Consider the following 23,482-nt stretch of genomic DNA (forward strand, 5'->3'; position numbering starts at 1 on the left):
ACTTGCTAGCATTCTTGTATGCCGTCCTCGCACTCTTCACTCGCCCTCGGCCTGGGCATCATCGGACTGGAGTTCGCCGCAGCGGTGACGGTGTTCGTGTCCTCCACGCTGCTGCCGGTGATCGCAGCAGATCTGCACGCCCGCGACCGGCTCGGACTGCTGATCGCCGGCTCGACGCTCGGCATGTTCGTGTCAATGCCGTTGAGCGGCAGGGCAATTCGCGCATTCTCGGCCACCCAGGTGCTCGGCGGCGGACTCGTGCTCAGCATCGGCGGCACGGCCATGGCGTCCCTCGCAGACGGACCGGTGGTCTTCGCCGTCGGCCGGGCGATCGCCGGCTTCGCCTCCGGCCTGCTCGCGGTCTTCGGGCTGTCCGCGGCGATCCGTCATCTCAGCGATGACGTGCGGGTCAGGGTGATCGCCGCGACGGCCGCGATGTGGATCCTGCCCGCGCTCGTCGGACCGCCGATCACGTTGGGGCTCAACGCGATCGTCGGCTGGCGCTGGACTCTGCTGCTGCCGCTGCCCTTTGTCGTGGTCGGTCGTGTGCTCGTCGCGCGTGCTACGCGGGACGACCCCGGCGAGCAGGACATCCGGCATACCTCCTGGAATGCCCTGCTCGTCCCGGTCGGTGTCGGCCTGATGGTGGTCGCGGCCGACCGGCCGCTCGCGATCGTCGTCGGCACGGTGATCGCCCTGATCGGTTTCGCCGCACTGGTCCCCCGCGGCACCCTGCGCGCCCGGGTCGGCGCGCCCGCCGGGGTCGCCGCGCTGACCCTCTTCGGCCTCGGCTTCTTCGGCGCCGACGGCCTGGTCACCGTCTTGTTCACCGACGGCTTCGGCACCGACCTGCGTGCCGCCGGCCTGGCGCTGAGCGCGGCGCCGCTCGCCTGGTCGCTCAGCACTCCGCTGGTCCCGCGCCTGCGCACACGTGGCCTGCTGCCGTCCACCGCGCTCTGCCTCGCCGTCACCGGCCTGTGTGTGCTCGCCCTCGCGGTCGCGGTGGCGACCGGCGCGCCATACCCGCTGGTGATCCTCGCCTGGGCCGTCGCGGGCGTCGGGGTCGGCCTGGCCTATCCCACCCTCTATCTCGCCGCGTCCACCCCACCCGAAGGCACCGGCGCCACCGAGCTCGCCGCCGCGGTCATCACCGCCGAATCCTTCGGCGCCCTGCTCGGCGGCTCCGCCGGCTCGACCGTCCTCACCCTCACCGGACTCGGTCACGCGGCCCGGGTGCAAGGCCTCACCATCGCGTATGCCGGGTTCGGCGTCGTCGTCCTTCTCGCCGCCGTCCTCGCCACCCGCCTCGCACCTGCCCGCCCGCCCACCGAGCAGTCGGCCTGATGGCAGAGGCCTCTCATATGTACTACGCCGTAGGACACTGTCATACTCGGTGGATGGGTGAGGCGCTCGTCTGGGACCGCGAAGCGGCGGCATACATTGGCTCGCGGTCGAGCCGATATCCAGCGGCGATCAACCTGCGCACGGAGTGGGCCCAGGAAGCCATGAATGACATCGACCTAGCGGCCCTCGAGCCCGACCCGAAGTCTCGCATCGGAGCCTGCCGATTCATCGGCTTCTCCCCGTCTGCCGGCCGCGTTATCGTCATCGTCGCCTACCGCGACCTTGACGGTGACCTGCACGGTGTCAACGCGTGGCCGGCTACGGGCGCCGACCTCACCATCTACCAGGAAGGACGTGATGATGACTCGCGAAAATGACCCCGCCTTCAGCGCTCGTCTCCGCGAAGAGTCCGAGCGCACCAAGGACGACCCATACCCGCCCGACACCGTCGTTCGGCGACCCAACAGATCCCAGGTGTACTCCGTGCGCCTCACGCCGGACGAGCAAGCCCGGGTGCAGAGCGTTGCCGACGCGATGCACCTGCCCGCCTCCACGCTGGTGCGCTCGTGGATCCTCGAGCGACTGGACCAGGAGAGCGCTTAACCACCGCAAACAACGAAGCGGCCGGGGTGCGATCGCACCCCGGCCGCCTTCGCGGGTCAGACCGACGTCAGGCGCCGGCCTCCTTCTCCAGCTCCTTGGCCTTAGCCTCGACGTCGTCCAGGCCACCGCACATGAAGAACGCCTGCTCCGGCACGTGGTCGTAGTCGCCGTCGGCGATCTTGGTGAAGGCCTCGATCGTGTCCTTCAGCGGCACGGTCGAACCCTCGATGCCGGTGAACTGCTTGGCGACATAGGTGTTCTGCGACAGGAACCGCTGGATGCGACGAGCGCGGTTGACGAGGATCTTGTCCTCCTCGGACAACTCGTCGATACCGAGGATCGCGATGATGTCCTGCAGTTCCTTGTTGCGCTGCAGGATCCCCTTGATCCGGACGGCGGTGTCGTAGTGCTCCTTGGAGATGTACCGCGGGTCGAGGATCCGGCTGGTCGAGGTCAGCGGGTCCACGGCCGGGTAGATACCCATCGAGGCGATGTCACGCGACAGCTCGGTGGTCGCGTCGAGGTGGGCGAAGGTCGTCGCCGGAGCCGGGTCGGTGTAGTCGTCCGCCGGCACGTAGATCGCCTGCATCGAGGTGATCGAGTGACCGCGGGTCGAGGTGATCCGCTCCTGCAGCACGCCCATCTCGTCGGCGAGGGTCGGCTGGTAGCCCACCGCGGACGGCATACGGCCGAGCAGGGTGGAGACCTCCGAACCGGCCTGGGTGAACCGGAAGATGTTGTCGATGAACAGCAGCACGTCCTGGTTCTGCACGTCGCGGAAGTACTCCGCCATCGTGAGCGCGGACAGGGCCACGCGCAGACGCGTGCCCGGCGGCTCGTCCATCTGACCGAAGACGAGCGCGGTCTGTCCGAGGACGCCCGCCTCCTCCATCTCGACCATCAGGTCGTTGCCCTCACGGGTGCGCTCGCCGACGCCGGCGAACACCGACACACCACCGTGGTCGCGCGCGACGCGGGCGATCATCTCCTGGATCAGCACGGTCTTGCCGACACCGGCACCACCGAACAGACCGATCTTTCCACCCTGCACGTAGGGGGTCAGCAGGTCGATGACCTTGATGCCGGTCTCGAACATCTGGGTCTTGGACTCCAGCTGGTCGAAGGCCGGCGCCTTGCGGTGAATGCCCCAGCGCTCCTTGACCTCGAGGGTCTCCCCGGGCTCCAGGTTGAGGCAGTCACCGGTGGCATTGAAGACCTTGCCGAGGGTGACGTCACCGACCGGCACGGTGATCGGACCGCCGGTGTCCTGCACCTGCGCGCCGCGGACCAGACCGTCGGTCGGCTGCAGCGAGATCGCGCGGACCATGTTGTCGCCGATGTGCTGGGCGACCTCGAGGTTGATCCGCTTGTTGTCCTCGGACTCGCCCTCCCCCTGACCGCTGAGGTCGACCTCGGTGGTCAGCAGGTTGTAGACCTCGGGCATCGAGTCGGTCGAGAACTCCACGTCGACGACCGGGCCGATCACTCGCGAGATGCGGCCCACGCCACCGGGAACCTCCGCCTTCGGGGCGTCGTGTTCGGTAACAGCAGTGCTCATGGCTTGATACTTCCTCTTCGGTATGGCGTCAGCCGGCGTCCGCGAGGGCGCTGGCGCCACCAACGATCTCGCTGATCTCTTGGGTGATTTCAGCCTGACGGGCCTGATTGGCCAGTCGGGTGTACTTCTTGATGAGTTCCTCGGCGTTGTCGGTGGCCGACTTCATCGCCCGCTGGCGGGCGGCGAGCTCGGACGCGGCCGACTGCAGCAACGCGTTGAAGATCCGCGCGGTGATGTACTTCGGCAGCAGCGCGTCCAGCACCTGCTCCGCGCTCGGCTCGAACTCATACAGCGGCAGCAGGTCGTTGCCGCCGGCCTCCTCGTCGAGTTCGCCCTCGACGACCTCCAGCGGCAGCAACCGGACCACGCGCGGCTCCTGGGTCACCATGTTGCGGAACAGCGTGTAGACGATGTGCACCTCGTCGACGCCGCCCTCCTCGGAGCCCTTCATGAACTCCTCGGTGAGGCGGTCGCCGATCTCCTTGGCGGCCTCGAAGGTCGGGCTGTCGGTGAAACCGCTCCACTCCTGCGCGTACTCCCGGCGGCGGAACTTGTAGTAGCTCACCGCCTTGCGTCCGACGAGGAAGGGCACCGGCTCCAGACCCGCACCGCTCAGGTGCTCGATGAGCTCCTGGCTCTTCTTGATCGCGTTGACCGAGTAGGACCCGGCCAGGCCACGGTCACTGGTGAGGATCACCACCGCCACCCGGCGCGGCTTCTCGCGCTCCGTGGTGAGCACGTGCTCGACATTGGAGTAGGTCGCGAGCGCCGAGATCGCGCGGGTCAGCGACACGGCATACGGCGTGGATCGCTCCACGGCCTGCCGAGCCTTGACCACGCGCGAGGCGGCGATGAGCTCCATCGCGCGAGTGATCTTCTTGGTGGCCTGGACCGACCGGATGCGCTGGCGGTAAACCCGCATCTGCGCTCCCATTGGGGCCCCTTTCTACGCTGTAGGCGTCGAGTTCAGATCCGGCAGCTCACTGGTGCTGCTTGACGATCTTCTGCTGGTTGATCTGGTCCTCGGTGATCTCGTCGAAGCGTTCCGAGCCCTCGCCGCCGTGGTCCGGGGTGGAGCGGAACTCCTTCTTGTATGCCGCCATCGCGTCCTCGAACTTCTTCTTGCCGTCGTCGTCGAGCTTGGTGGACTCGCGAATGCTGCGCAGGAAGTCGCCGTGCTCACGACGCAGGAACTCCAGCCAGCCGGACTCGAACCGGCCCACATCCTCGGTGGCGACATCGTCGAGCTGGCCGGTGGTGCCGGCCCAGATCGCCGCGACCTGCTCCTCGAGCGGGTAGGGGTCGTTCTGCGGCTGCTTGAACATCGCCATCAGCCGCTCACCGCGGGCGAGCTGGCGACGGGACGCGGCGTCCAGGTCGGAGGCGAACATCGCGAACGCCTCCATCTCGCGGAACTGCGCGAGGTCGACCTTGATCGAACCGGTCACGGCCTTCATCGCCTTGGTCATCGCCGCACCACCGACTCGGGAGACCGAGATACCCACGTCGACCGCGGGGCGCTGGTTGGCGTTGAACAGGTCGGCCTGCAAGAAGATCTGGCCGTCGGTGATGGAGATGACGTTCGTCGGGATGTATGCCGACACGTCGCCGGCCTTGGTCTCGATGATCGGCAGACCGGTCATCGAGCCCGCGCCGAGCTCGTCGGACAGCTTCGCGCAACGCTCGAGCAGGCGGCTGTGCAGGTAGAACACGTCGCCCGGGTAGGCCTCGCGGCCCGGCGGGCGGCGCAGCAGCAGCGACATCGCGCGGTAGGCCTCGGCCTGCTTGGACAGGTCGTCGAAGACGATCAGCACGTGCTTGCCGTCATACATCCAGTGCTGGCCGATGGCCGAACCGGTGAACGGGGCAAGGTACTTAAAGCCCGCGGGGTCACCGGCGGGGGCGTTGACGATGGTGGTGTACTCCATCGCGCCGGCCTCTTCGAGGGTCGCGCGGACCTCGGACACGGTGGAGTTCTTCTGACCGATGGCGACGTAGATGCAGCGGACCTGCTGCTCCGGGTCGCCGGTCTCCCAGTACTCCTTCTGGTTGATGATCGTGTCGGTGGCGATCGTGGTCTTGCCGGTCTTGCGGTCACCGATGATCAGCTGACGCTGGCCACGACCGATCGGGGTCATCGAGTCGATCGCCTTGATGCCGGTCATCAGCGGCTGGTGCACCGACTTGCGCTGCACCACCGTCGGCGCCTGCAGCTCGAGCGGGCGGCGGACGTCGGCCTTGACCTCGCCCAGGCCGTCGATCGGGTTGCCCAGCGGGTCGACCACGCGGCCGAGGTAGGCGTCGCCGACCGGGACCGAGAGGACCTCGCCGGTGCGCTTGACCTGCTGGCCTTCCTCGATGCCGTCGAACTCACCGAGGATGACGACGCCGATCTCGTGGACGTCGAGGTTCAGGGCGATGCCGAGGGTGCCGTCCTCGAACTGCAGCAACTCGTTGGTCATGCACGAGGGCAGACCCTCGACGTGGGCGATGCCGTCGGCGGCGTCGACCACGGTCCCGACCTCCTCGCGCGAGGCGGCCGAGGGCTCGTAGGACTGGACGTACCCGTCCAGCGCGTCCCGGATCTCCTCCGGACGGATGGAGAGCTCGGTCATCATCTTCTCCTTCATTGCGGGCGGTGGGCCCGTCGTTCAAGCCTGGGGTGGTGGGGTGGGCTGCTCAGCCCGCCATCGTGCGGCGGACCTCTTCGAGCCGGGACAGGATCGTGCCGTCGATGACCTCGTCACCCACCTGCACGCGGATGCCGCCGACGACCTGGGGGTCGACGATGACGTTGGTCACGATGGACCGGTTGTAGAGCCGGGACAGGCCCTGGGTGAGCCGGTCCTTCTGCGCGGGCTCCAACGGACGCGCGACGGTCACCGTGGCGGTGAGCTCGTCGCGCACCGAGGCGGCGGTGCGCAGATAGTCGGCGATGACGCGCTCGAAGCGGCGGCCCCGCGGGAAAGACGCGGCGCGCTCGGCGAGGAAGATGGTCTCCTGCTCCGCCTTGCCGTCGAGCAGCTTCTTGACCAAGGCGGCCTTATCCGCACCGGACCGCTGGCGGTCCAGCAGCGCGTCCCGCAGGCCGGGGTCACCGGCCACGGTGCGCTCGAAGCGGAACAGCTCCTCCTCCACCTGGTCCAGCCGGCCGCGACGCTCGGCCGCGCCGAAGGCGGCAGCCACGGCGATCTCCTCGGCCGCGTCGACCAGGTCGCGGTCGGACGACCAGCGCTGGCCGACCGCTTCACGCACGAGACCGAGCGTGGCGTCGGACACCTTGCCACCGAAGACGCGGTCGACCAGCCCGGTGCGAGCCGAGGTGTCCCGCGAGGTGTCGACGAGCGCGCGCCGCAGGGCAGCGCTGGAGGCCAGCACCTCGGTGACCGCGAAGAGCTCACGGCTGATCGTCGCCGCATCGCCGCCGTCGCCGAGCTGGTGACCGAGCGAGGTGCGCAACGAGACCAGAGATCCGCGAGAAGCCCCTTGCATCAGGCCCCCGCCTCACCGCTGGTCGAACCGACCTTGGTCGGGGTGACCTTGCCGGCCTCGAGTTCGCCGAGGAAACGCTCGACGATGCCGCGCTGACGCACGTCGTCGTGCAGCGACTCACCGACGATCTTGCTGGCCAGGTCGGTCGACAGGCGACCGACATCCGAGCGCAGCGACACGGCGGCCTGCTGACGCTCGGCGGCGATCTGCTTGTGCGCGTTGTCGATGATGCGCTGCGCCTCGGCGTTGGCCTGCTCGCGGGAGTCGGCGACGATCTGCGCGCCCTGGCTGCGGGCGTCCTCGCGGATCTTGGCGGCCTCGTCCTGCGCGCCGCGCAGCTGGTCTTCGTACTGCTGCTTGGCGGCCTCGGCCTGACGCTGGGCTTCGCCCGCCTGCTCCATGCCGCCCTCGATGGCGGCGGTCCGCTCGGCGTAAGCCTGCTCCAGGCGCGGCACCACGAACCTTTGGATCAGGAACAGCAGGACCAGGAAGGCGACGATGCCGAAGATCAGCTCGCCCCAGGCCGGGATGATCGGGACCTTGACGCCCGGTCCTTCCTCAGCTGCCTTCAGGCCCGCAGCGATGGCTGCGTTGGTGTGCATGGGTTACTCCTACTAGGACGCTGGTCGGCTGGTGGCTCGATGCTCGACTTACCGGAAGACGAACGCGAGGACCAGACCGAAGATGGCGAGCGCCTCGGCGAGCGCGAAGCCCAGGATGGCGATCGACTGCAGCATGCTGCGGGTCTCAGGGTTGCGCGCCACACCGTTGATGTAGGCGGCGAAGATGAGGCCGATACCGACACCGGGGCCGATGGCCGACAGGCCGTAGCCGAGGATCGCGATGTTGCCCTGCATGATCTCTCTTTCCTTTATGGGGTGCCCGTCCGGTCGTTCCGACCGGCGGGAGCGTGAGGGGTTATGAAGTTGTCGCGCCGGCTCAGTGCTCGTTGGACAACGAGTCGGCGATGTAGGTGGCTGCGAGCAGCGTGAAGATGTAGGCCTGCAGGAACTCGATCAGCGCCTCGAAGACGGTCATCACGAAGGCCAGCAGCCAGGAGCCGATGCCCGCGACCTTCAGGCCGGGGCCACCCTCGAGCACCATGTACTGGCCGCCGAGGATGAACAGCAGCAGCAGCATGTGGCCGGCGAACATGTTGCCGAACAGTCGCAGGGCGAGCGTCACCGGGCGGGTGATGAAGTAGGTGATCAGCTCCAGCGGGATGATCAGGACGTAGATGCCCTTCGGCAGCCCCGAGGGGATCAGACCCTTGAAGTAGCCGGCGACGCCCTTCCGCTTGATGCCGATGGCGTGGTAGATCACGTAGACCAGCAGCGCGAGCCCGATCGGGAAGCCGACCCGGCTGAAGGTCGGGTACTGGAACGGCGGGATGATGCCGAACAGGTTGTTGACCAGGATCAGCATGAACAGGCTGAACAGCAGCGGGACGTACTTGATGAACTCCTTGGACCCGATGGTGTCCTGGGCCACGGAGTTGCGCACGAAGTTGTAGACCTGCTCGGTCAGCCACTGACCCTTACCCGGCACGACCGCGGCCTTGCGGGTCGTGGCGATGAGGAAGCCGGCGATGAAGATGATCGAGATGATCATCAGCAACATCGGACGGGTGAACGCCCACTGCCCGCTGCCGATCAACGGCTGGTAGAAATCCGCGGGGGACGGCGCTTCGAAGCCGCCGCCTTCCGCGGAGCCCGAGGCCGCCATGGCCTGCACGGTGAAGCTCACAGAGTCTCCTCAGTCAACGTCCAGCTAGTGGGGGAAGTCTGGTGGGGCAGCGCGCTGATGGGCCGCCGAGTCATCCCGTACCGTACCTGAACCAGATCAGGTACAGCGACAGGGCCATACCGGCCAGAATCCCGATCAACACCAGGAATCCGGTGTGCAGCCAGCGATCCAGCAACCAGCCCAGCCCGCCGAGCATCAGCGGTCCGGAGATGAGATAGCTGGTGACGCTCCAGGCCACGGATTCGGGAATGGGCCCGGGCCGGTAGTCCTTGCGCGGCTCGCCGGTCGCGGGGTCGATCGGTGTGCGGTCGTCGGCCATCGTGGCCACCTCCATCGTGCGCACCTGCTGGTGGGATCGTCATACGGCACCTCCCGTGGGCTCGATGTCGTAGACCGGCTTGCGGGCGCGGGCGAACGCGATCACCTGCGCGACCTGCCAGACGAGCGTGACGACCAACAGCGCGAGCCCGAAGGCCACCCCGTCGAGCCAATCCTGACTGCCGAGCGCGAGCGCGACCACGCCCAGGAAGATGAGTTGGCCGAGGTAGACCGCAAGCGCTCCGGCGAGCACGGACAGCCAGTGGGCGGTGACCACCCGCTTCATCACGAGCAGGCCCGCGGTGAAGAACACGATCGCGACGAGCGCACCGAGCGCGGCCGCTCCCCCGCCGGACGGACCGCGGGTGATCCAGAAGACGATGACCACGATGGGGAAGGTCACCGCGGAAGCAAGGAACCCGGCGCGCAGCATGGCTGCGAAAGGGGTGGCGTGGGGCACGGTGTCCGTGCTCGGCGCGCCGTCCATGGCGGGGTCCAATCTGCCGGTTCGTGGGCGTCGACGATGGCGTCTCGCGAAGGGCAAGCTCGAGGTCTCCCTCTTGCTTGTGAAAACTATCACAAGCTCCGGCGGCGGCCCAATCCGGGGAGGCCGAGGGTGAGCGCGACGCACACCAGCAGCCCGATCGCGAGCACGGTCGTGCTCACCGCGACCGGCCAGAAGACATAGGAGAGCACTCCCCCGGCGACCGTGAGCGCCCACAGATAGAGCAGCACGACGGCTTGGCGGTGCGGGTGGCCCATGGCGAGCATCTTGTGGTGCAGATGCTTGGCGTCCGGCTTCCAGAACTTCAGCCCACGGCGCTGGATGGCGAGCAGGACGTCCAGCACCGGCAGCGCGAGGATCGACAGCGGCAGCACGAGCGGGAGCCAGAACACCACCAGGGTCGAGGCGCCGAGCTTGCTCGAGCCGGGGTCGACATTGCCGGTGAAGGACACCGTGGCCGCCGCGAGCAGCAGGCCCAGCAGCAGCGCTCCCGCGTCGCCCATGAACAACTTGGCCGGGTGGAAGTTGTGCGGCAGGAAGCCGACACAACACCCGATGATCGCCGCGGCGAGGAAGGCCGCGGTGGAGAACACCGTCACCGGCTCGGAGTTCGGCGGCGTCGTGACGTAGACGAACAAGAAGAAGGCCAGCGCCGCGATCGCGACCATGCCAGCCGCGAGACCGTCCAGGCCGTCGACGAAGTTCACCGCATTGGTCGAGGCGATCACGATCAGCACGGTCAGCGCGACGAGCATCCACTGCGGCAGGATCGTCTGCGTGCCGGCGAAGGGCACGAGCGTCATCTGCACGCCGGCGAAGGTCATGATGCCGGCGACCACGATCTGCCCGGCGAATTTGGTGATGGCGTCGAGGTCGACGAAATCGTCCAGCGCGCCGAGCACGGTGATGAGCAGTGCGGCCACACCGATGCCGAGCACCTCGCGACTGCGGATCAGCGGGCCGAGCTTGGGCAATTGCGCCGCGACGATCGCCGCGGCAGCGAAGCCGACCAACATCGCCACGCCGCCCAGGCGCGGGATCGGCACCGAGTGCACGTCGCGGCCGCGCACCGGGGTCACCGCCCCGGCCCGGACCGCGACGAGCCGCACCGCCGGCGTCACCACGAAGGTGATCGCCGCGGCGATCACACAGACGAGCAGATATTCACGCACAGCCGGTCAGCGACGCCCCTCTACTTGTCCTACTTGGCTCGCGGGTATGCCGGGAACTGGGTCACCAGCTCGGTGACCTGCGCCTTGACGTCCTTGGCCACCTGGTGCTCCGGCGTGCCGTCGCCCTGCGTGATTGCCCGGTGGATGAGGTCGGCGATGGTGACCATCTGTTCGGTGCCCATGCCCTGCGTCGTGACCGACGGCGTGCCCACCCGGATGCCGGAGGCGATATTGGGCTTTTGCGGGTCGAACGGGATGGCGTTCTTGTTGAGCACGATGCCGGCCGCGTCAGCGCGCTGCTCGGCCTCGGCTCCGGTGACCCCGATGCCCTGCAGGTCGTGCAACGACAGGTGGGTGTCGGTGCCTCCCGTCGTGGGACGAATCCCCTTGTCCCCCAACGCCTTTGCCAGCGCCTGCGAGTTGTCGATGACCTGCTGGGCGTAGGCGGCGTATTCGGGGGTCGCGCACTCCTTGAAGTTGACCGCCTTGGCCGCGATGGTGTGCATCTGCGGGCCACCTTGCATCATCGGGAAGACCGCCTTGTCCAGCTTGGCGGCGTGCTCGGCCTTGCAGACCAGCGCGCCGGACCGCGGACCGCGCAAGACCTTGTGCGTGGTGAAGGTGACCACATCGGCATACGGCACGGGGCTGGGGATCGCCTTGCCGGCGACCAGCCCGATGAAGTGGGCCGCGTCGACCCAGAAGATCGCACCGATCTCATCGGCCAGCTTGCGGAAGAACTCGAAGTCGATGAGGCGCGGGATCGCCGAACCGCCGGCGAGGATCACCTTGGGCTTGTGCTCCTTGGCGAGCCGTTCGACCTCGGCGTAGTCGATGTCTTCGGTCTGCTTGTCGACGCCATAGTGCACGGCGTTGAACCACTTGCCGGAGAAGCTCACCTTGGCACCGTGGGTGAGGTGGCCACCCATCGGCAGGGCCATCGCGAGCAGGGTGTCGCCCGGCTGCAGGAACGCGCCGTAGACCGCCTGGTTGGCGCTCGCCCCGGAATGCGGCTGGACATTGGCGTGATCGGCGCCGAAGAGCTCCTTGGCGCGCTCGATCGCGATGTTCTCGGCCTTGTCGACCTCGGCGCACCCGCCGTAGTAGCGACGACCCGGGTAGCCCTCGGCATATTTGTTGGTCAGCGTCGAGCCGAGAGCCGTGATCACCGCCGGGCTGGAGAGGTTCTCGCTCGCGATGAGCTGCAGACCGCTGCGGATGCGGTCCAGCTCGGACAGCAGCACGCCCGCGATGTCGGGGTCGAAGGACTGCAGGGCATCGAAGTCGGAGCCGTAGAACGGAGTCGTCATGGCGCCAACTCTAGTGAGGCTCGGTCGTCTCCTGCGCAGCCTCTCCGTCGGGGCTCTCGGTCGCGGGGTCCGGCACCGGCTCGCCGCCCTTGGTCAGGTCGATGGGTGGCTCGTCCTCCTTGGCCAGGTCGATGACCGGCTGGTCGAAGGGGTTGACCAGCTCGACGCCGGCGAGCACCTCGGTGATCGCCTCCGGGCTCACCGAGCCCAGCCGCAGCACGACCGGGTCGGCCTTGGTGCAGTCGATGATCGTGGACGGCTCGACGTCGGTGCGCGGTCCGCCGTCGAGATAGACCCGCACCGCCGGGCCCAGCGCGAAGCCGGCCTCGGTGACCGTCGTCGCGGCCGCCTCGCCGGTGCGATTGGCCGAGCTCACCGCGAGCGGGCCGGTCTCGCGCAGCACCGCGAGGGCCACCTCGTCGTCGGGGATGCGCAGCCCGACGGTGCCATTGGTGTCGCCGAGGTCCCAAGCCAGGGAGGGCTGCGCGCGCAGGACCAGGGTGAGCCCACCGGGCCAGAAGCGTTCCATCAGCCGCTTGGCATAAGACGGAACGTTCATCGCCAGGCCGTCGACCGCGCGCTGGTCGGGAATCAGCACCGGCGGCGGCATATCCCGACCACGTCCCTTGGCGGCGAGCAACTGCTCGACCGCGTGGGCGTTGAAGGCGTCGGCGCCAATGCCGTAGACGGTGTCGGTCGGCAGCACGATCAACTCTCCGGCGCGAATCGCCTCCACGGCGGCCGGGACGTTCTCATCGCGGGCTTTCTGCGTGGTGCAGTCCAGGGCCGGGCTCACTGATCGCTCCTTGTCGCAGTCGAGGATGCCTCGAAGTCTCGCGCACCCTCGGGGTTGGGCGCCGGCCAGGTCCACTCCCCCTTGTCCCAGGCCCGCGCGAGCCCATCGCGGTATGGCGCCGGGTCCAGTCCCGCGGTCGCCAGCCAGTCAGCGTCGAAATAGGTATGCCGATAGCGGTCCCCGCCATCGCAGAGCAGCGTGACGATGGATCCCTGCTCGCCCCGCTCCCGCATCTCGCAGGCGAGCCGGAGCGCGCCATACAGATTGGTGCCAGTCGATCCGCCAGCGAAAAGCCCTGTGCGATCACGCAATTCGTGGATTGCCGCGATCGATGCGGCATCGGAGACGCGGATCATCCGGTCCACCACGGACGCCTGGAAGGACGGCTCCATCCGCGGGCGGCCGATGCCTTCGATGCGCGAGCCCCGGCCGGTGACCAGGTGCGGGTCGCGGTCGACCCAGCCGCCGAAGAAGGCAGAGTTTTCCGGGTCGACCACACACAGCTTGGTGGGCAAGCCGCGATAGCGCAGGAACCGCCCGACGGTGGCGCTGGTGCCGCCAGTGCCCGCACCGACGACCACCCAGGCCGGCACCGGATGCCGCTCCAGGTGCATCTGGTCGAAGATCGACTCGGCGATGTTGTTATTGCCCCGCCAGTCGGTGGCGCGCTCGGCATAGGTGAACTGGTCCAGATAATGGCCGCCGGTCTCGTCGGCCACCTCCTGGGCCCGCGCATAGACCTCGCCGGCGTCGTCGACGAAATCGCAGCGGCCGCCATACCGCTCGATGAGGGCGATCTTCTCGGCACTGATGGTGCGCGGCATCACGGCGACGAAGGGCAGGCCGAGCAGCCGGGCGAAATAGGCCTCGCTCACCGCCGTCGACCCGCTGGAGGCTTCGACCACCGTGGAGTCTCGGCGGATCCAGCCGTTGCACAGGGCGTAGAGGAACAGGCTGCGGGCCAGGCGGTGCTTGAGGCTGCCCGTGGGGTGGGTCGACTCGTCCTTGAGATAGAGGTCGACGCCGAAGTCCTCCGGCAAGTGCAGCGGGATCAGGTGGGTGTCGGCCGAGCGATTTGCGTCGGCTTCGACCGTGCGCACCGCCCAGGTGACCCAGTCTCGATCGCGATCGCTGCAGCGGAGCACATCGTCGGGCGCCATGGGCCGACAGCCTAGTTCGTGTCTGGCCGCTACCCCTTCGGGTGGATGTTGGGTCCCGGTGCGGCGCTCTGCCCACCTGGCGGCCCGGCGCGCCTAGCGTGATGGTGCCCTTCGGACTTAGGAGTCGCTCATGGTTCTGCTGATCCTCGGCATCATCCTCGGCGTGGTCGGTGTCATTCTGCTCACCGGCGCCGTCGCCTTGCCCGCCTCGATTGCCAACAGCATCGCGCCGAACACCCTCGGTTGGATCCTGCTCGTCGCAGGCATCATCGCGCTCGTCGCCGGGCTGCTGGCGATGCGCCGCCGGCGCACCACCGTGGTGGACCGAACGGTGGACCGCCCCGTCGACCGCTACTGAGCACGAGCGAAGTCGGCCCGCTGCACACCCGCGGCACGAACGCCGGCCCGCGACCGTCATACGGTCATGACAGTCAACGGTCCGCCCGGCTTCGTGCGTCCGCCCGGCGTCGTCTGGCCGATCCTCGCTGTGCTGACCTTCGCCTGTGCGGCCAGTCTCAACGCTGTGGTGATCGCCAGCACGGTGCAGGACGCCGAACGCTATCCCTATGCCGACAGCGGCGCACCGATCATGGTGTTGGCCTTGGTGATGCTCACCGGCTGGACGCCCTTGGTGCTGTTGGTCTGGCCGTGGTGGGCGTCTCGCATGTCGATGCTCTGCCGCGCTCCCCGCGCCTCGCTGCGCTCGATCAGCACGTCGCTCGGGGTGCGGCCGCCGCTCATCGGGTGGTCCGGCTGGCTCGCGGTGAAGCTACTGATGCCGTGCGCGATCGCGCTGACCGTTTGGCAGTTCGTCGCAGAACGGCATCACCTGTCGGCCTCGCTGGTCTATCTGCAGTTGTTGATCTTCGCCGCATGGGCCGGCACCGCGATCCAGCAACTCGCGCGCTGCCAGAGCGCGGTCGAGGGGCTCCGGCTGCAGGCGCACTGGGCGGCGCCCCGTCAGTGGCCAGGTGCACGATGAGTCCCGTGGAGATCACCGATCAGGACCTGACCCGCGCCGACCTCGAAGAGTTGCTGCGCACCACGACCGAGCCGTTGACATTCACTCGCTGCGCGCTGCGCGGCGAGGACCTGCGCGACCTCGACCTCACCGAGGTGACCTTCGAGGAGTGCGCGCTCGACGGCGCCCTGCTGCAGAACGCCTCGCTCGGCGGCGCGGTCTTCACCGGTTGCCGGATGACCGGCGCCAACCTCGAGCGCACCCGCGGCCTCGGCTTCGAACTCAAGCGGTGCAATCTGTTCGGCGCCAACCTGATCGGGGCGTCCCTGGCCAATGTCGACCTGTCCGGCTGTCGCTTCACCGAGGCCGAACTGCGCGGCACCGACCTGCACGGCTCGACCTTCGACGGCTGTGACCTCGCCGGCGCCGATCTGTATGACGCCAACCTGCGCGACGCGGACCTGCGCGGTGCCAACCTCGGCCCGTGCGAGCTGGAGCGGCTGCGGGTGCTCAAGGGCGCGGTCATCACCCGCGATCAGGCAGCGACGATCGTCGCCGAACTCACCGGCTGCACCGTGCTCGACGCGTGAGGCGCGACGCGCCGAGCACACGCCCCACCCCGGCGCGTCACCGTCAACCAGCGACCGCGACGCGCCGAGAGCACGCCCCGCCCCGGCGCGTCCGCGTCAACCAGCGACTGCGACGCGCCGAGAGCACGCCCCGCCCCGGCGCGTCCGCGTCAACCAGCGACTGCGACGCGCCGAGAGCACGCCCCGCCCCGGCGCGTCACCGTCAACCAGCGACCGCGACGCGCCGAGAACACGCCCCGCCCCGGCGCGTCACCGTCAACCAGCGACCGCGACGCGCCGAGAACACGCCCCGCCCCGGCGCGTCCGCGTCAACCAGCGACCGCGACGCGCCGAGGGTAGGCCGATCCCGGGCGTGTCGCGGCGCCACCGCCTCGGTCAGCGCCTTGGTCAGCGGCGGGCGATCGCGAAGCGGGGGCGCCCGGTCAGGTCGGGCACGTCATACGGCTCGGTCCACCCGGCGCGTGCGAGCGCGGCTGGCAGCGAATCCCCTTGTGTCTCAGCGTGTTCCATCACGAGCGTGCCGCCGGGTCGGAGGAGCGCGCTGGCTCGGGCAGCCACCTCCAGCGGGATGCGCAGGCCGTCGGCGCTGCCGCCATACAGCGCGACGTCCGGGTCGTGATCGCGCACCTCGGGGTCGACCGGGACCATCCCCGCCGGGATGTATGGCGGGTTGCTCACCACCACGTCGATCTCACCGTCCAGCTCAGGGAAGGCGGCCCGGGCATCACCGAGACGCAGATCCACCGTGGGGGCGAGCGCGTCCCGGTTGAGCAACGCCCAGGCATGGGCGTGCTCGGAGACCTCGACCGCGCCGACGAACGCGTCCGGACGCTCGACCGCGAGGGCCAGCGCGATCGCTCCGGAGCCGGTGCCGAGATCCACGACCCGGCCACCGTCGGGCAGCACCGCCAGCACGAGGTCGACGATCGACTCGGTCTCGGGGCGCGGCACGAAGACGCCGGGACCGACCTTCAGGGTCAGCCCGCGGAAGTGGGCCACCCCGGTCAGATGTTGCAGCGGCACGCGCTCGGCGCGCAGCGCCACCAACTCCTCGAACCGCTCCGCGACTTGCGGCGACGGGGCGCGGCCGAGCACCAGCGCGGCCCGCACGTCGGGCACATCCCAGACATGCTCCAGCAGCGCGAGGGCATCGACATCCGGCGACGAAACCCCTTGGGCCGCAAGACGATCCGCCGCCTCACGCAGCAGCGAGCGCGTCACGCGCCCTCCGCCACCGCCGCCATCCGGGCCGCCTCATCGGCCGCCACGGCGGAGTCGATGACCGGCCCCAGATCACCGTCCAGCACGGCATCCAGGTTGTAGGACTTGTAGCCCGTGCGGTGGTCGGCGATGCGGTTCTCGGGGAAGTTGTAGGTGCGGATCCGCTCGCTGCGGTCCATCGTGCGCACCTGCGAGCGCCGCGCGGCCGAGGCCTCGGCGTCGCGCTCGTCCTGCTGCAGCTGCCGCAGCCGGGCGCGTAGCACGCGCAGCGCCGACTCCTTGTTCTGCAGCTGGGACTTCTCGTTTTGACAGGACACGACCGTGCCGGTCGGCAGATGGGTGATGCGCACCGCCGAGTCGGTCGTGTTGACGCTCTGCCCGCCCGGACCGGATGACCGGTAGACATCGATCTTCAGGTCGTTGGGCCCGAACTCGATCTCCGAGTCGTCTTCTTCGATGTCGGGCATGACCAGCACGCCCGCGGCCGAGGTGTGGATGCGTCCCTGCGACTCGGTGACCGGCACCCGCTGCACGCGGTGCACACCGCCTTCGTACTTCAGCCGGGCCCACGGTGCGGTCCCCGGCTCCGGCGTCCCCTTGGCCTGCACCTGCAGGCGGACGTCGGTGTAGCCACCGAGGTCGGTCTCGGTGGCGTCGGTGATGACGGCCCGCCAGCCGGCGCGCTCGGCATACCGCAGGTACATCCGCACCAGGTCGCCCGCAAACAGCGCGGACTCCTCCCCGCCGGCGCCGGCCTTGACCTCGATGATCACATCGCGGTCGTCGTCCTCGTCACGCGGCAACAGCAGGGTGCGCAGCCGCTGCTCGGCCTCGCCGAGCTGCTCCTCCAGGGCGGGGACCTCCTCGGCGAAGGACTCGTCCTCGGTCGCCAGTTCGCGGGCCGCGCCGAGGTCGTCGCGGGCCTGCTCCCAGGCGCGGTATGCCGCGACCGTCGGGCCGAGGGCGGCATACCTCTTGTTCACCCGGCGCAGCGCGGCGGGATCAGAATGGATGGCGGGGTCAGCGAGCTGCCGCTCAAGGTCGGCATACTCCGCGACGACCGCTGCGGCGGATTCGAGCATGACGACCTCCGAGGGGCGAACGGGCGGGAACGCGAACGCCGGTCCCACCAAAGGGCGGGACCGGCGTGTGCGGGAAAGCTACTTGGCGGCCTTCTTGCCGTAGCGCTGCTCGAAGCGAGCGACGCGACCACCGGTGTCCAGGATCTTCTGCTTGCCGGTGTAGAACGGGTGGCAGTTGCTGCAGACCTCGACGTTGATCTTGCCGGCCTCGGCGGTGCTGCGCGTGGTGAACTGAGCACCACAGCTGCAGGTGACCAGCGTGTCGCTGTAGGTCGGGTGCAGGTCCTTCTTCACGGGTGTTCTCCTCGTCTTCGGGTGTTCCCGGGTCGCAAGCGACGGGCGTCGTGCGTGAACCGGGACCGACGTAACAGTCTGCCAGAGCGGCAGACACCCTCCAAAACGGCGACGCCTGGTGCGGTATTCCGGGGGCGCGTTTGTGGCGGTGGTGCTCACCCAGGAGCGGCACCGATCGCCCAGTTGGGCGTTTTGTGCCGGCGCGCCCACCCAGCAGGGGCACCGATCGCCCAGTTGGGCGTTCTGCGCGGAAACGCCGACCCAGGAGGCGCACCGATCGCCCAAGTGGGCGTTTTGTGCCGACGCGCCCACCCAACGGCAGCACCGATCGCCCAGTTGGGCGTTCTGCGCGGAAGCGCCGACCCAGGAGGCGCACCGATCGCCCAAGTGGGCGTTTTGTGCCGGCGCGCCCACCCAGCAGGGGCACCGATCGCCCAGTTGGGCGTTTTGTGCCGACGCGCCCACCCAGCAGGGGCACCGATCGTCCACGTGGGCGTTTTGCGCGGAAACGCCGACCCAGGAGGCGCACCGATCGCCCAGTTGGGCGTTTTGTGCCGACGCGCCCACCCAGGAGCGGCACCGATCGCCCAAGTGGGCGTTTTGTGCCGGCGCGCCCACCCAGGAGCGGCACCGATCGCCCAGTTGGGCGTTTTGTGCCGACGCGCCCACCCAGCAGGGGCACCGATCGCCCAAGTGGGCGTTTTGTGCCGACGCGCCCACCCAGGAGCGGCACCGATCGCCCACGTGGGCGTTCTGCGCAACAACGCCCACCCAGCAGGCGCGCGGATCGCCCCCGTTTTGTGCCGACGCGCCCACCCAGCAGGGGCACCGATCGCCCAGTTGGGCGTTTTGTGCCGGCGCGCCCACCCAGGAGGCGCGCGGATCGCCCAGTTGGGCGTTCTGCGCGGAAACGCCGACCCAGGAGGCGCACCGATCGCCCACGTGGGCGTTTTGTGCCGACGCGCCCACCCAACGGCAGCACCGATCGCCCAGTTGGGCGTTTTGTGCCGACGCGCCGCCGTCAGTCCTTACCCTCTGGACCGACTCCACGCCGCCCTCCGGGCCTCACTACGTTCCGGGTCCTCGAGCGGCTGTCGTCAGTCCTCGTCGTCGAGCTTGATCGAACTCGTCTGCTGCACCTGGACCAGGAACTCGTAGTTGCTCTTGGTCTTGCGCAGACGGTCGAGCAGCAACTCGATGCCCTGCTGGGAGTCGAGCGCGGCGAGCACCCGGCGCAGCTTCCACATGATCTTGAGTTCGTCGCCGGAGAGCAGGATCTCTTCGCGCCGGGTGGAGGACTGGTTGACGTCCACCGCCGGGAAGATGCGGCGCTCGGCGAGCTGACGCGACAGGCGCAGCTCCCAGTTGCCGGTGCCCTTGAACTCCTCGAAGATCACCTCGTCCATCTTCGAACCGGACTCGATGAGCGCGGTCGCGAGGATGGTGAGCGAGCCGCCATTCTCGATATTGCGGGCCGCGCCGAAGAACTTCTTCGGCGGGTAGAGCGCCGCCGAGTCGACACCGCCGGACATGATCCGGCCGCTCGCCGGGGCCGCCAGGTTGTAGGCGCGGCCGAGGCGGGTGATGCCATCGAGCAGCACCACGACATCCTGACCCAGCTCGACCAGGCGCTTGGCCCGCTCGATCGCCAGCTCCGCGACCGCGGTGTGGTCGGACGCCGGACGGTCGAAGGTCGAGGAGATGACCTCGCCCTTGACCGAGCGCTCGAAGTCGGTGACCTCCTCCGGGCGCTCGTCGACGAGCACGACCATCAGGTGGCACTCGGGGTTGTTGGTGGTGATCGCGTTGGCGATCGACTGCATCACCAGGGTCTTACCGGCCTTGGCCGGCGCGACGATCAGGCCACGCTGGCCCTTGCCGATCGGGGCGATCAGGTCAATGACGCGGTTGGTGAGGTGCTTCGGGTCGTCCTCCAGCCGCAGTCGCTCCTGCGGGTAGAGCGGGGTCAGCTTGGAGAACTCGACGCGCTGCTTGGCCTGCTCCGGGGTCGCACCGTTGACGGTGTCGAGCCGCACGAGCGCGTTGTACTTCTGCCGCGCCGGGGGCTGCTCGCCCTCGCGCAACGCGCGCACCGCACCAGTGACCGCATCGCCGCCGCGCAGGCCGTTCTTCTTGACCATGCCGAGCGGCACGTAGACGTCATTGGGGCCGGACAGATAACCAGTGGTCCGCACGAACGCGTAGTTGTCAAGCACCTCCAGGATGCCGGCCACCGGCACCAGCACGTCGTCCTCGCGCACCTGGGTGTCCACATCGCCGAAGTCGTCGGCACGGTTGCGGCCGCGCTTGCGGTCCCGGCCCCGCTGCCGACGCCGGCCACCGCGGCCGTCGTCATTCCAGTCGTTACCGCCCTGGCGGTTGTTGTTCTGGTTGCCCTGGCGGTTGTTGCCCTGGTTGCGGTCGTTGCCGTCACCCTGACGGTCATTGCCCTGGCGGTCGTTCTGCCGCTCGTTGCGGTTGCCCTGGCGGTCATTGCCGCGGTTGTCGCCACGGTTGTCGGCCCGGTGGTCATTGCCGCGCTGGCCGTCACGGTCGTTGCCGCCACCCTGCCGGTCGCCTTGCTGGTCCTGCTGCCGGTCGTTCTGCCGCTCGGTGCGGTTGTCCTGACGGCGGTCCTGACGATCGGAGGAGCGGTCCTGTGATCGGTCGTCCTGGCGGCCCTGCTGGCCCTCGCCGGAGTCCGCGCGCTCCCCACGCGACGGAGCCGAATCGCCCTCGCGCTCACCCTGCGGCGCGCGGTCGCCGGCGGGTCGCTCGGCCTGCTGGGCCGGCGCCTGCTGCTCGGTCGAGGTCGGTGCGCTGACCGGCGCCGACTGCTCGCGGTCGTTCTGCGGCGTGGTCGGCTGCGAGCTCGCCCGGCGCGGAGCACGCTCGGCGCGGGCGGCGGAGCCATTGCCGCGGTCGCGGATCGCCTCGAGCAGATCGCTCTTGCGCATCTTCGAGGTGCCGCTGATGCCCATGGTCCCAGCGAGCTGCTTCAACTCATCGAGCTTGAGGCTGCTGAGCGGGCGGGATGAACCTGCATCGCCCGTGGGCGTGCGCAGGTCGGTGGTGTCGGTCACGAAGGTTCCTTCCCCCTCGTCTGACTGGCGATGATGGCCAGTGGGGTGTTCGGGCCACGTAAGAACCGTGGCGTCGGTGTACTCGTGGCGTCGCTACCGCTCCCCTAACAGATGCGGCGCGATCACGAGATCCTGTGAAGGCGCACCGTCGAGGCGCCTGGCCCGATCCAGTGATCGGGATAAACGGGCGCCCAGCGCGTCCTGCGCGCGTGGTGCGGCACACAATCTACACGCTCGGCCACCGGGTGTGCGATTCGACCCGCACACCGGTGGTCGCGATCGCCGGCCGCCATACCTGCCAGTCGGGATCGTCGAGGTCCGGTATGCCGCCCTCCGGGCCCAGGACCAGCACCGACGGCCCGGCTCCGGACACGAAGGCCGCATGACCCCCGGCCCGCAACCGGTCCACCAGATCCATCGTCCCGGGGTATGCCGGCCGCCTCGCCTCTTGGTGCAACAGGTCCGCGGTCGCGGGCAGCAGCAAGTCGGGCGCATTCGTGAGGGCGTGGGCGAGCAATGCGGCGCGGCCGCTGTTGGTCGCCGCATCGCGCAGGGAGAGGCTGGCCGGCAGCACCGCACGCGCGGTGTCGGTGGACAGCCGCGCGCTCGGCACGAAGGCCGTCACCGCGATCGCCGGATGCGGCGTGAGCCGGGCGGTGCGCCATCGGTCGGTGTCGCGCCAGGAGACGGTCGCTCCGCCATACACACTCGCCGAGGCATTGTCAGGGTGACCTTCGAGGTCGCTCGCGACATCGCTGATGAGCGCGAGCGAGTCGTCGTCGGAGACGGTGCCGCGCACCAGAGCGAGGGCGGCAGCCACCCCCGCCACGATCGCCGACGCCGACGATCCGAGCCCGCGCGAGTGAGGAATCACGTTGTCGCACAACAGGTTTAGCCCGGATGGCGGCTGCACGCCGATGCGCTGCCAGAGGGCGATCATCGATCGGTGCACCAGGTGCCCGTCGTCGAGCGGGACCTCATCAGCGCCCGCGCCGGTGACCTCGATCCGCAACCCCTCGTCGCCGAGTCGCGCCACCACCCGGTCGCGGATCTCCAGGCCGAGCCCGATGGTGTCGAAACCCGGCCCGAGATTGGCGGTGCTCGCCGGCACCGACACCTCGACCGCTTGGGCAGCCCAATTCTCTTGTGCTGTCACGCCTTTCAGCTTTCGAGACCGAGTTCCCGAGCGGCGCTCACCGCATCCACCGAGATCTGGGTGGGGACGATGTCGGAGCCGTCGGCCGCCTTCAGCGCCCACTGCGGGTCCTTCAGTCCGTGGCCGGTCACCGTGCAGACGATGCGGGCACCCGCAGGGATCGCACCACGCTCGTGCTGCAGCAGCAGACCCGCGATGCTGGCCGCCGAGCCCGGCTCGACGAAGATGCCCTCGGTGCTCGACAGCAGCCGGTGCGCGGTGAGGATCTGCTCGTCGGTCACGGCGTCGATCAGGCCACCGGACTGCTCACGCGCGGCCTCCGCCTGCTGCCACGAGGCCGGGTTGCCGATCCGGATCGCGGTCGCGATGGTGTCGGGGTCATCGACCGGGTGACCCTTGACGATGGGCGCGGCACCCTCGGCCTGAAATCCCCACATGGCAGGGGTTTTCGTCGCGATCGGGGTGCCGTGCGCGGAGTCGGTCGCCTCGCGGTAGCCCTTCCAGTAGGCGGTGATATTGCCGGCGTTGCCGACCGGCAGCAGGTGGATGTCGGGTGCGTCGCCGAGCACATCGATCACCTCGAAGGCAGCCGTCTTCTGCCCCTCGATGCGTGCCGGGTTGACCGAATTGACCAGCTCGACCGGATAGGACTCGGCCAGCTTGCGGGCCACGGTGAGGCAATCGTCGAAGTTGCCGTCGACCTGCAGCAGCGTGGCGCCGACGGCGATCGCCTGCGACAGCTTGCCGAGCGCGATCCGACCGTCCGGCACGAGGACGGCGCACGTCATACCGGCCTTGGTCGCGTAGGCGGCCGCAGAGGCGCTCGTGTTGCCGGTGGACGCGCACACGACCGCCTTGGCACCGGCCTTGGCGGCCAACGAGATTGCGGCCGTCATGCCACGGTCCTTGAAGGATCCGGTGGGGTTCATCCCCTCGTACTTGATGTGCACCTCAGCGCCCACGAGTTCGCTCAGGTGCTCGGCGTGGATGAGCGGCGTGCCGCCCTCGCCGAGCGTCACGACTGGCGCGCCCGCCAGCATCGGCAGCCGGTCGGCATACTCACGGATCACTCCGCGCCACTGGTGAGCCAT

General features: G+C 68.8%; 24 protein-coding genes. 5 read left to right on the forward strand and 19 right to left on the reverse strand.

The window, feature by feature from the left end; genetic code table 11:
* Positions 1 to 18: 18 nt before the first annotated feature.
* Together G9U51_RS11330 and G9U51_RS11335 are read left to right on the forward strand one after the other, a co-directional pair.
* Positions 19 to 1,344: an MFS transporter gene (locus tag G9U51_RS11330; protein WP_166197041.1), complete on the forward strand. Its 1,326-nt coding sequence runs from the start codon at positions 19 to 21 to the stop codon at positions 1,342 to 1,344.
* A gap of 53 nt (positions 1,345 to 1,397) precedes the next feature.
* Positions 1,398 to 1,721, forward strand: coding sequence for a hypothetical protein (locus G9U51_RS11335; RefSeq protein ID WP_166197042.1), 324 nt, complete (start codon positions 1,398 to 1,400; stop codon positions 1,719 to 1,721).
* Positions 1,722 to 2,014: 293 nt separating this feature from the next.
* On the opposite strand, the gene atpD is transcribed toward G9U51_RS11335, so the two are convergent.
* The 13 genes from atpD to G9U51_RS11400 all read right to left on the reverse strand — a co-directional run bounded on the left by atpD (position 2,015) and on the right by G9U51_RS11400 (position 14,004).
* Positions 2,015 to 3,505 (reverse strand): F0F1 ATP synthase subunit beta, encoded by a 1,491-nt coding sequence (atpD, locus tag G9U51_RS11340; protein WP_207948249.1) that lies wholly within the window; start codon positions 3,503 to 3,505, stop codon positions 2,015 to 2,017.
* A gap of 28 nt (positions 3,506 to 3,533) precedes the next feature.
* Entirely contained in the window at positions 3,534 to 4,439 is a 906-nt protein-coding gene (locus tag G9U51_RS11345) for a F0F1 ATP synthase subunit gamma (protein ID WP_166197043.1), read from the reverse strand.
* Positions 4,440 to 4,485: 46 nt separating this feature from the next.
* A complete protein-coding gene (gene atpA / locus G9U51_RS11350; protein WP_166197044.1) occupies positions 4,486 to 6,120 on the reverse strand; it encodes a F0F1 ATP synthase subunit alpha in 1,635 nt (544 codons plus the stop codon).
* A 64-nt stretch (positions 6,121 to 6,184) separates the two neighbouring features.
* Entirely contained in the window at positions 6,185 to 6,997 is an 813-nt protein-coding gene (locus G9U51_RS11355; protein ID WP_166197045.1) for a F0F1 ATP synthase subunit delta, read from the reverse strand.
* Positions 6,997 to 7,599 carry a F0F1 ATP synthase subunit B gene (locus G9U51_RS11360; protein WP_166197046.1) on the reverse strand — a complete coding sequence of 201 codons (603 nt, stop codon included), beginning with the start codon at positions 7,597 to 7,599 and terminating at the stop codon, positions 6,997 to 6,999. The genes G9U51_RS11355 and G9U51_RS11360 overlap by 1 nt, the downstream gene beginning before the upstream one ends.
* A 48-nt stretch (positions 7,600 to 7,647) precedes the next feature.
* The gene (atpE, locus tag G9U51_RS11365) at positions 7,648 to 7,854 is read right to left on the reverse strand and encodes an ATP synthase F0 subunit C (protein WP_166197047.1); all 207 of its coding nucleotides are present in this window, start codon (positions 7,852 to 7,854) and stop codon (positions 7,648 to 7,650) included.
* Between the two features lie 82 nt (positions 7,855 to 7,936).
* Entirely contained in the window at positions 7,937 to 8,743 is an 807-nt protein-coding gene (gene atpB / locus G9U51_RS11370; protein ID WP_328823447.1) for a F0F1 ATP synthase subunit A, read from the reverse strand.
* 70 nt (positions 8,744 to 8,813) lie between these two features.
* Complete coding sequence (locus G9U51_RS11375) at positions 8,814 to 9,062, reverse strand: AtpZ/AtpI family protein (RefSeq protein ID WP_166197048.1); 249 nt, start codon at positions 9,060 to 9,062, stop codon at positions 8,814 to 8,816.
* A gap of 39 nt (positions 9,063 to 9,101) precedes the next feature.
* Complete coding sequence (locus G9U51_RS11380) at positions 9,102 to 9,548, reverse strand: hypothetical protein (protein ID WP_166197049.1); 447 nt, start codon at positions 9,546 to 9,548, stop codon at positions 9,102 to 9,104.
* Between the two features lie 89 nt (positions 9,549 to 9,637).
* Positions 9,638 to 10,738: a glycosyltransferase family 4 protein gene (locus G9U51_RS11385; RefSeq protein ID WP_166197050.1), complete on the reverse strand. Its 1,101-nt coding sequence runs from the start codon at positions 10,736 to 10,738 to the stop codon at positions 9,638 to 9,640.
* A 29-nt stretch (positions 10,739 to 10,767) separates the two neighbouring features.
* Positions 10,768 to 12,048: a serine hydroxymethyltransferase gene (locus G9U51_RS11390; RefSeq protein WP_166197051.1), complete on the reverse strand. Its 1,281-nt coding sequence runs from the start codon at positions 12,046 to 12,048 to the stop codon at positions 10,768 to 10,770.
* A gap of 10 nt (positions 12,049 to 12,058) precedes the next feature.
* Positions 12,059 to 12,844 (reverse strand): L-threonylcarbamoyladenylate synthase, encoded by a 786-nt coding sequence (locus tag G9U51_RS11395; RefSeq protein WP_166197052.1) that lies wholly within the window; start codon positions 12,842 to 12,844, stop codon positions 12,059 to 12,061.
* Positions 12,841 to 14,004 carry a PLP-dependent cysteine synthase family protein gene (locus G9U51_RS11400; RefSeq protein ID WP_166197053.1) on the reverse strand — a complete coding sequence of 388 codons (1,164 nt, stop codon included), beginning with the start codon at positions 14,002 to 14,004 and terminating at the stop codon, positions 12,841 to 12,843. Before G9U51_RS11400 ends, G9U51_RS11395 begins: the two co-directional genes overlap by 4 nt.
* A 130-nt stretch (positions 14,005 to 14,134) precedes the next feature.
* Between G9U51_RS11400 and G9U51_RS11405 the strand changes: the two genes are divergently transcribed.
* The 3 genes from G9U51_RS11405 (at position 14,135) to G9U51_RS11415 (ending at position 15,555) form a co-directional block, all read left to right on the forward strand.
* Positions 14,135 to 14,362: a hypothetical protein gene (locus G9U51_RS11405; protein WP_166197054.1), complete on the forward strand. Its 228-nt coding sequence runs from the start codon at positions 14,135 to 14,137 to the stop codon at positions 14,360 to 14,362.
* Positions 14,363 to 14,428: 66 nt separating this feature from the next.
* Positions 14,429 to 14,986, forward strand: coding sequence for a hypothetical protein (locus G9U51_RS11410; protein WP_166197055.1), 558 nt, complete (start codon positions 14,429 to 14,431; stop codon positions 14,984 to 14,986).
* 5 nt (positions 14,987 to 14,991) lie between these two features.
* Complete coding sequence (locus G9U51_RS11415) at positions 14,992 to 15,555, forward strand: pentapeptide repeat-containing protein (protein WP_166197056.1); 564 nt, start codon at positions 14,992 to 14,994, stop codon at positions 15,553 to 15,555.
* Positions 15,556 to 15,942: 387 nt separating this feature from the next.
* Here the strand turns inward: G9U51_RS11415 and prmC are convergent, their stop codons facing one another.
* The 6 genes from prmC to thrC form a co-directional block, all read right to left on the reverse strand.
* Positions 15,943 to 16,776 carry a peptide chain release factor N(5)-glutamine methyltransferase gene (gene prmC / locus G9U51_RS11420; protein ID WP_166197057.1) on the reverse strand — a complete coding sequence of 278 codons (834 nt, stop codon included), beginning with the start codon at positions 16,774 to 16,776 and terminating at the stop codon, positions 15,943 to 15,945.
* A complete protein-coding gene (gene prfA, locus G9U51_RS11425; protein ID WP_166197058.1) occupies positions 16,773 to 17,858 on the reverse strand; it encodes a peptide chain release factor 1 in 1,086 nt (361 codons plus the stop codon). The genes prmC and prfA overlap by 4 nt, the downstream gene beginning before the upstream one ends.
* Positions 17,859 to 17,936: 78 nt before the next feature.
* On the reverse strand, positions 17,937 to 18,152 hold the full coding sequence (rpmE, locus tag G9U51_RS11430; protein ID WP_166197059.1) for a 50S ribosomal protein L31: 216 nt from the start codon (positions 18,150 to 18,152) through the stop codon (positions 17,937 to 17,939).
* A 1,097-nt stretch (positions 18,153 to 19,249) separates the two neighbouring features.
* A complete protein-coding gene (gene rho, locus G9U51_RS11435; RefSeq protein ID WP_166197060.1) occupies positions 19,250 to 21,235 on the reverse strand; it encodes a transcription termination factor Rho in 1,986 nt (661 codons plus the stop codon).
* A gap of 226 nt (positions 21,236 to 21,461) precedes the next feature.
* On the reverse strand, positions 21,462 to 22,391 hold the full coding sequence (thrB, locus tag G9U51_RS11440; RefSeq protein ID WP_166197061.1) for a homoserine kinase: 930 nt from the start codon (positions 22,389 to 22,391) through the stop codon (positions 21,462 to 21,464).
* A 5-nt stretch (positions 22,392 to 22,396) separates the two neighbouring features.
* Positions 22,397 to 23,482, reverse strand: a complete 1,086-nt coding sequence (gene thrC / locus G9U51_RS11445; protein WP_166197062.1) for a threonine synthase — start codon at positions 23,480 to 23,482, stop codon at positions 22,397 to 22,399.

It is taken from the genome of Metallococcus carri, assembly GCF_011440275.1.
In the GTDB taxonomy this organism is placed as follows: domain Bacteria; phylum Actinomycetota; class Actinomycetes; order Actinomycetales; family Dermatophilaceae; genus Metallococcus; species Metallococcus carri.

Excerpts from the sequence above, each read along its gene's own strand:
- G9U51_RS11330 (WP_166197041.1), top strand. The coding sequence starts at position 19 with ATGCCGTCCTCGCACTCTTCACTCGCCCTCGGCCTGGGCATCATCGGA.
- G9U51_RS11335 (WP_166197042.1), top strand. The coding sequence starts at position 1,398 with ATGGGTGAGGCGCTCGTCTGGGACCGCGAAGCGGCGGCATACATTGGC.
- atpD (WP_207948249.1), bottom strand. The coding sequence starts at position 3,505 with ATGAGCACTGCTGTTACCGAACACGACGCCCCGAAGGCGGAGGTTCCC.
- G9U51_RS11345 (WP_166197043.1), bottom strand. The coding sequence starts at position 4,439 with ATGGGAGCGCAGATGCGGGTTTACCGCCAGCGCATCCGGTCGGTCCAG.
- atpA (WP_166197044.1), bottom strand. The coding sequence starts at position 6,120 with ATGACCGAGCTCTCCATCCGTCCGGAGGAGATCCGGGACGCGCTGGAC.
- G9U51_RS11355 (WP_166197045.1), bottom strand. The coding sequence starts at position 6,997 with ATGCAAGGGGCTTCTCGCGGATCTCTGGTCTCGTTGCGCACCTCGCTC.
- G9U51_RS11360 (WP_166197046.1), bottom strand. The coding sequence starts at position 7,599 with ATGCACACCAACGCAGCCATCGCTGCGGGCCTGAAGGCAGCTGAGGAA.
- atpE (WP_166197047.1), bottom strand. The coding sequence starts at position 7,854 with ATGCAGGGCAACATCGCGATCCTCGGCTACGGCCTGTCGGCCATCGGC.
- G9U51_RS11375 (WP_166197048.1), bottom strand. The coding sequence starts at position 9,062 with ATGGCCGACGACCGCACACCGATCGACCCCGCGACCGGCGAGCCGCGC.
- G9U51_RS11380 (WP_166197049.1), bottom strand. The coding sequence starts at position 9,548 with ATGGACGGCGCGCCGAGCACGGACACCGTGCCCCACGCCACCCCTTTC.
- G9U51_RS11390 (WP_166197051.1), bottom strand. The coding sequence starts at position 12,048 with ATGACGACTCCGTTCTACGGCTCCGACTTCGATGCCCTGCAGTCCTTC.
- G9U51_RS11400 (WP_166197053.1), bottom strand. The coding sequence starts at position 14,004 with ATGGCGCCCGACGATGTGCTCCGCTGCAGCGATCGCGATCGAGACTGG.
- G9U51_RS11405 (WP_166197054.1), top strand. The coding sequence starts at position 14,135 with ATGGTTCTGCTGATCCTCGGCATCATCCTCGGCGTGGTCGGTGTCATT.
- G9U51_RS11410 (WP_166197055.1), top strand. The coding sequence starts at position 14,429 with ATGACAGTCAACGGTCCGCCCGGCTTCGTGCGTCCGCCCGGCGTCGTC.
- prfA (WP_166197058.1), bottom strand. The coding sequence starts at position 17,858 with ATGCTCGAATCCGCCGCAGCGGTCGTCGCGGAGTATGCCGACCTTGAG.
- thrC (WP_166197062.1), bottom strand. The coding sequence starts at position 23,482 with ATGGCTCACCAGTGGCGCGGAGTGATCCGTGAGTATGCCGACCGGCTG.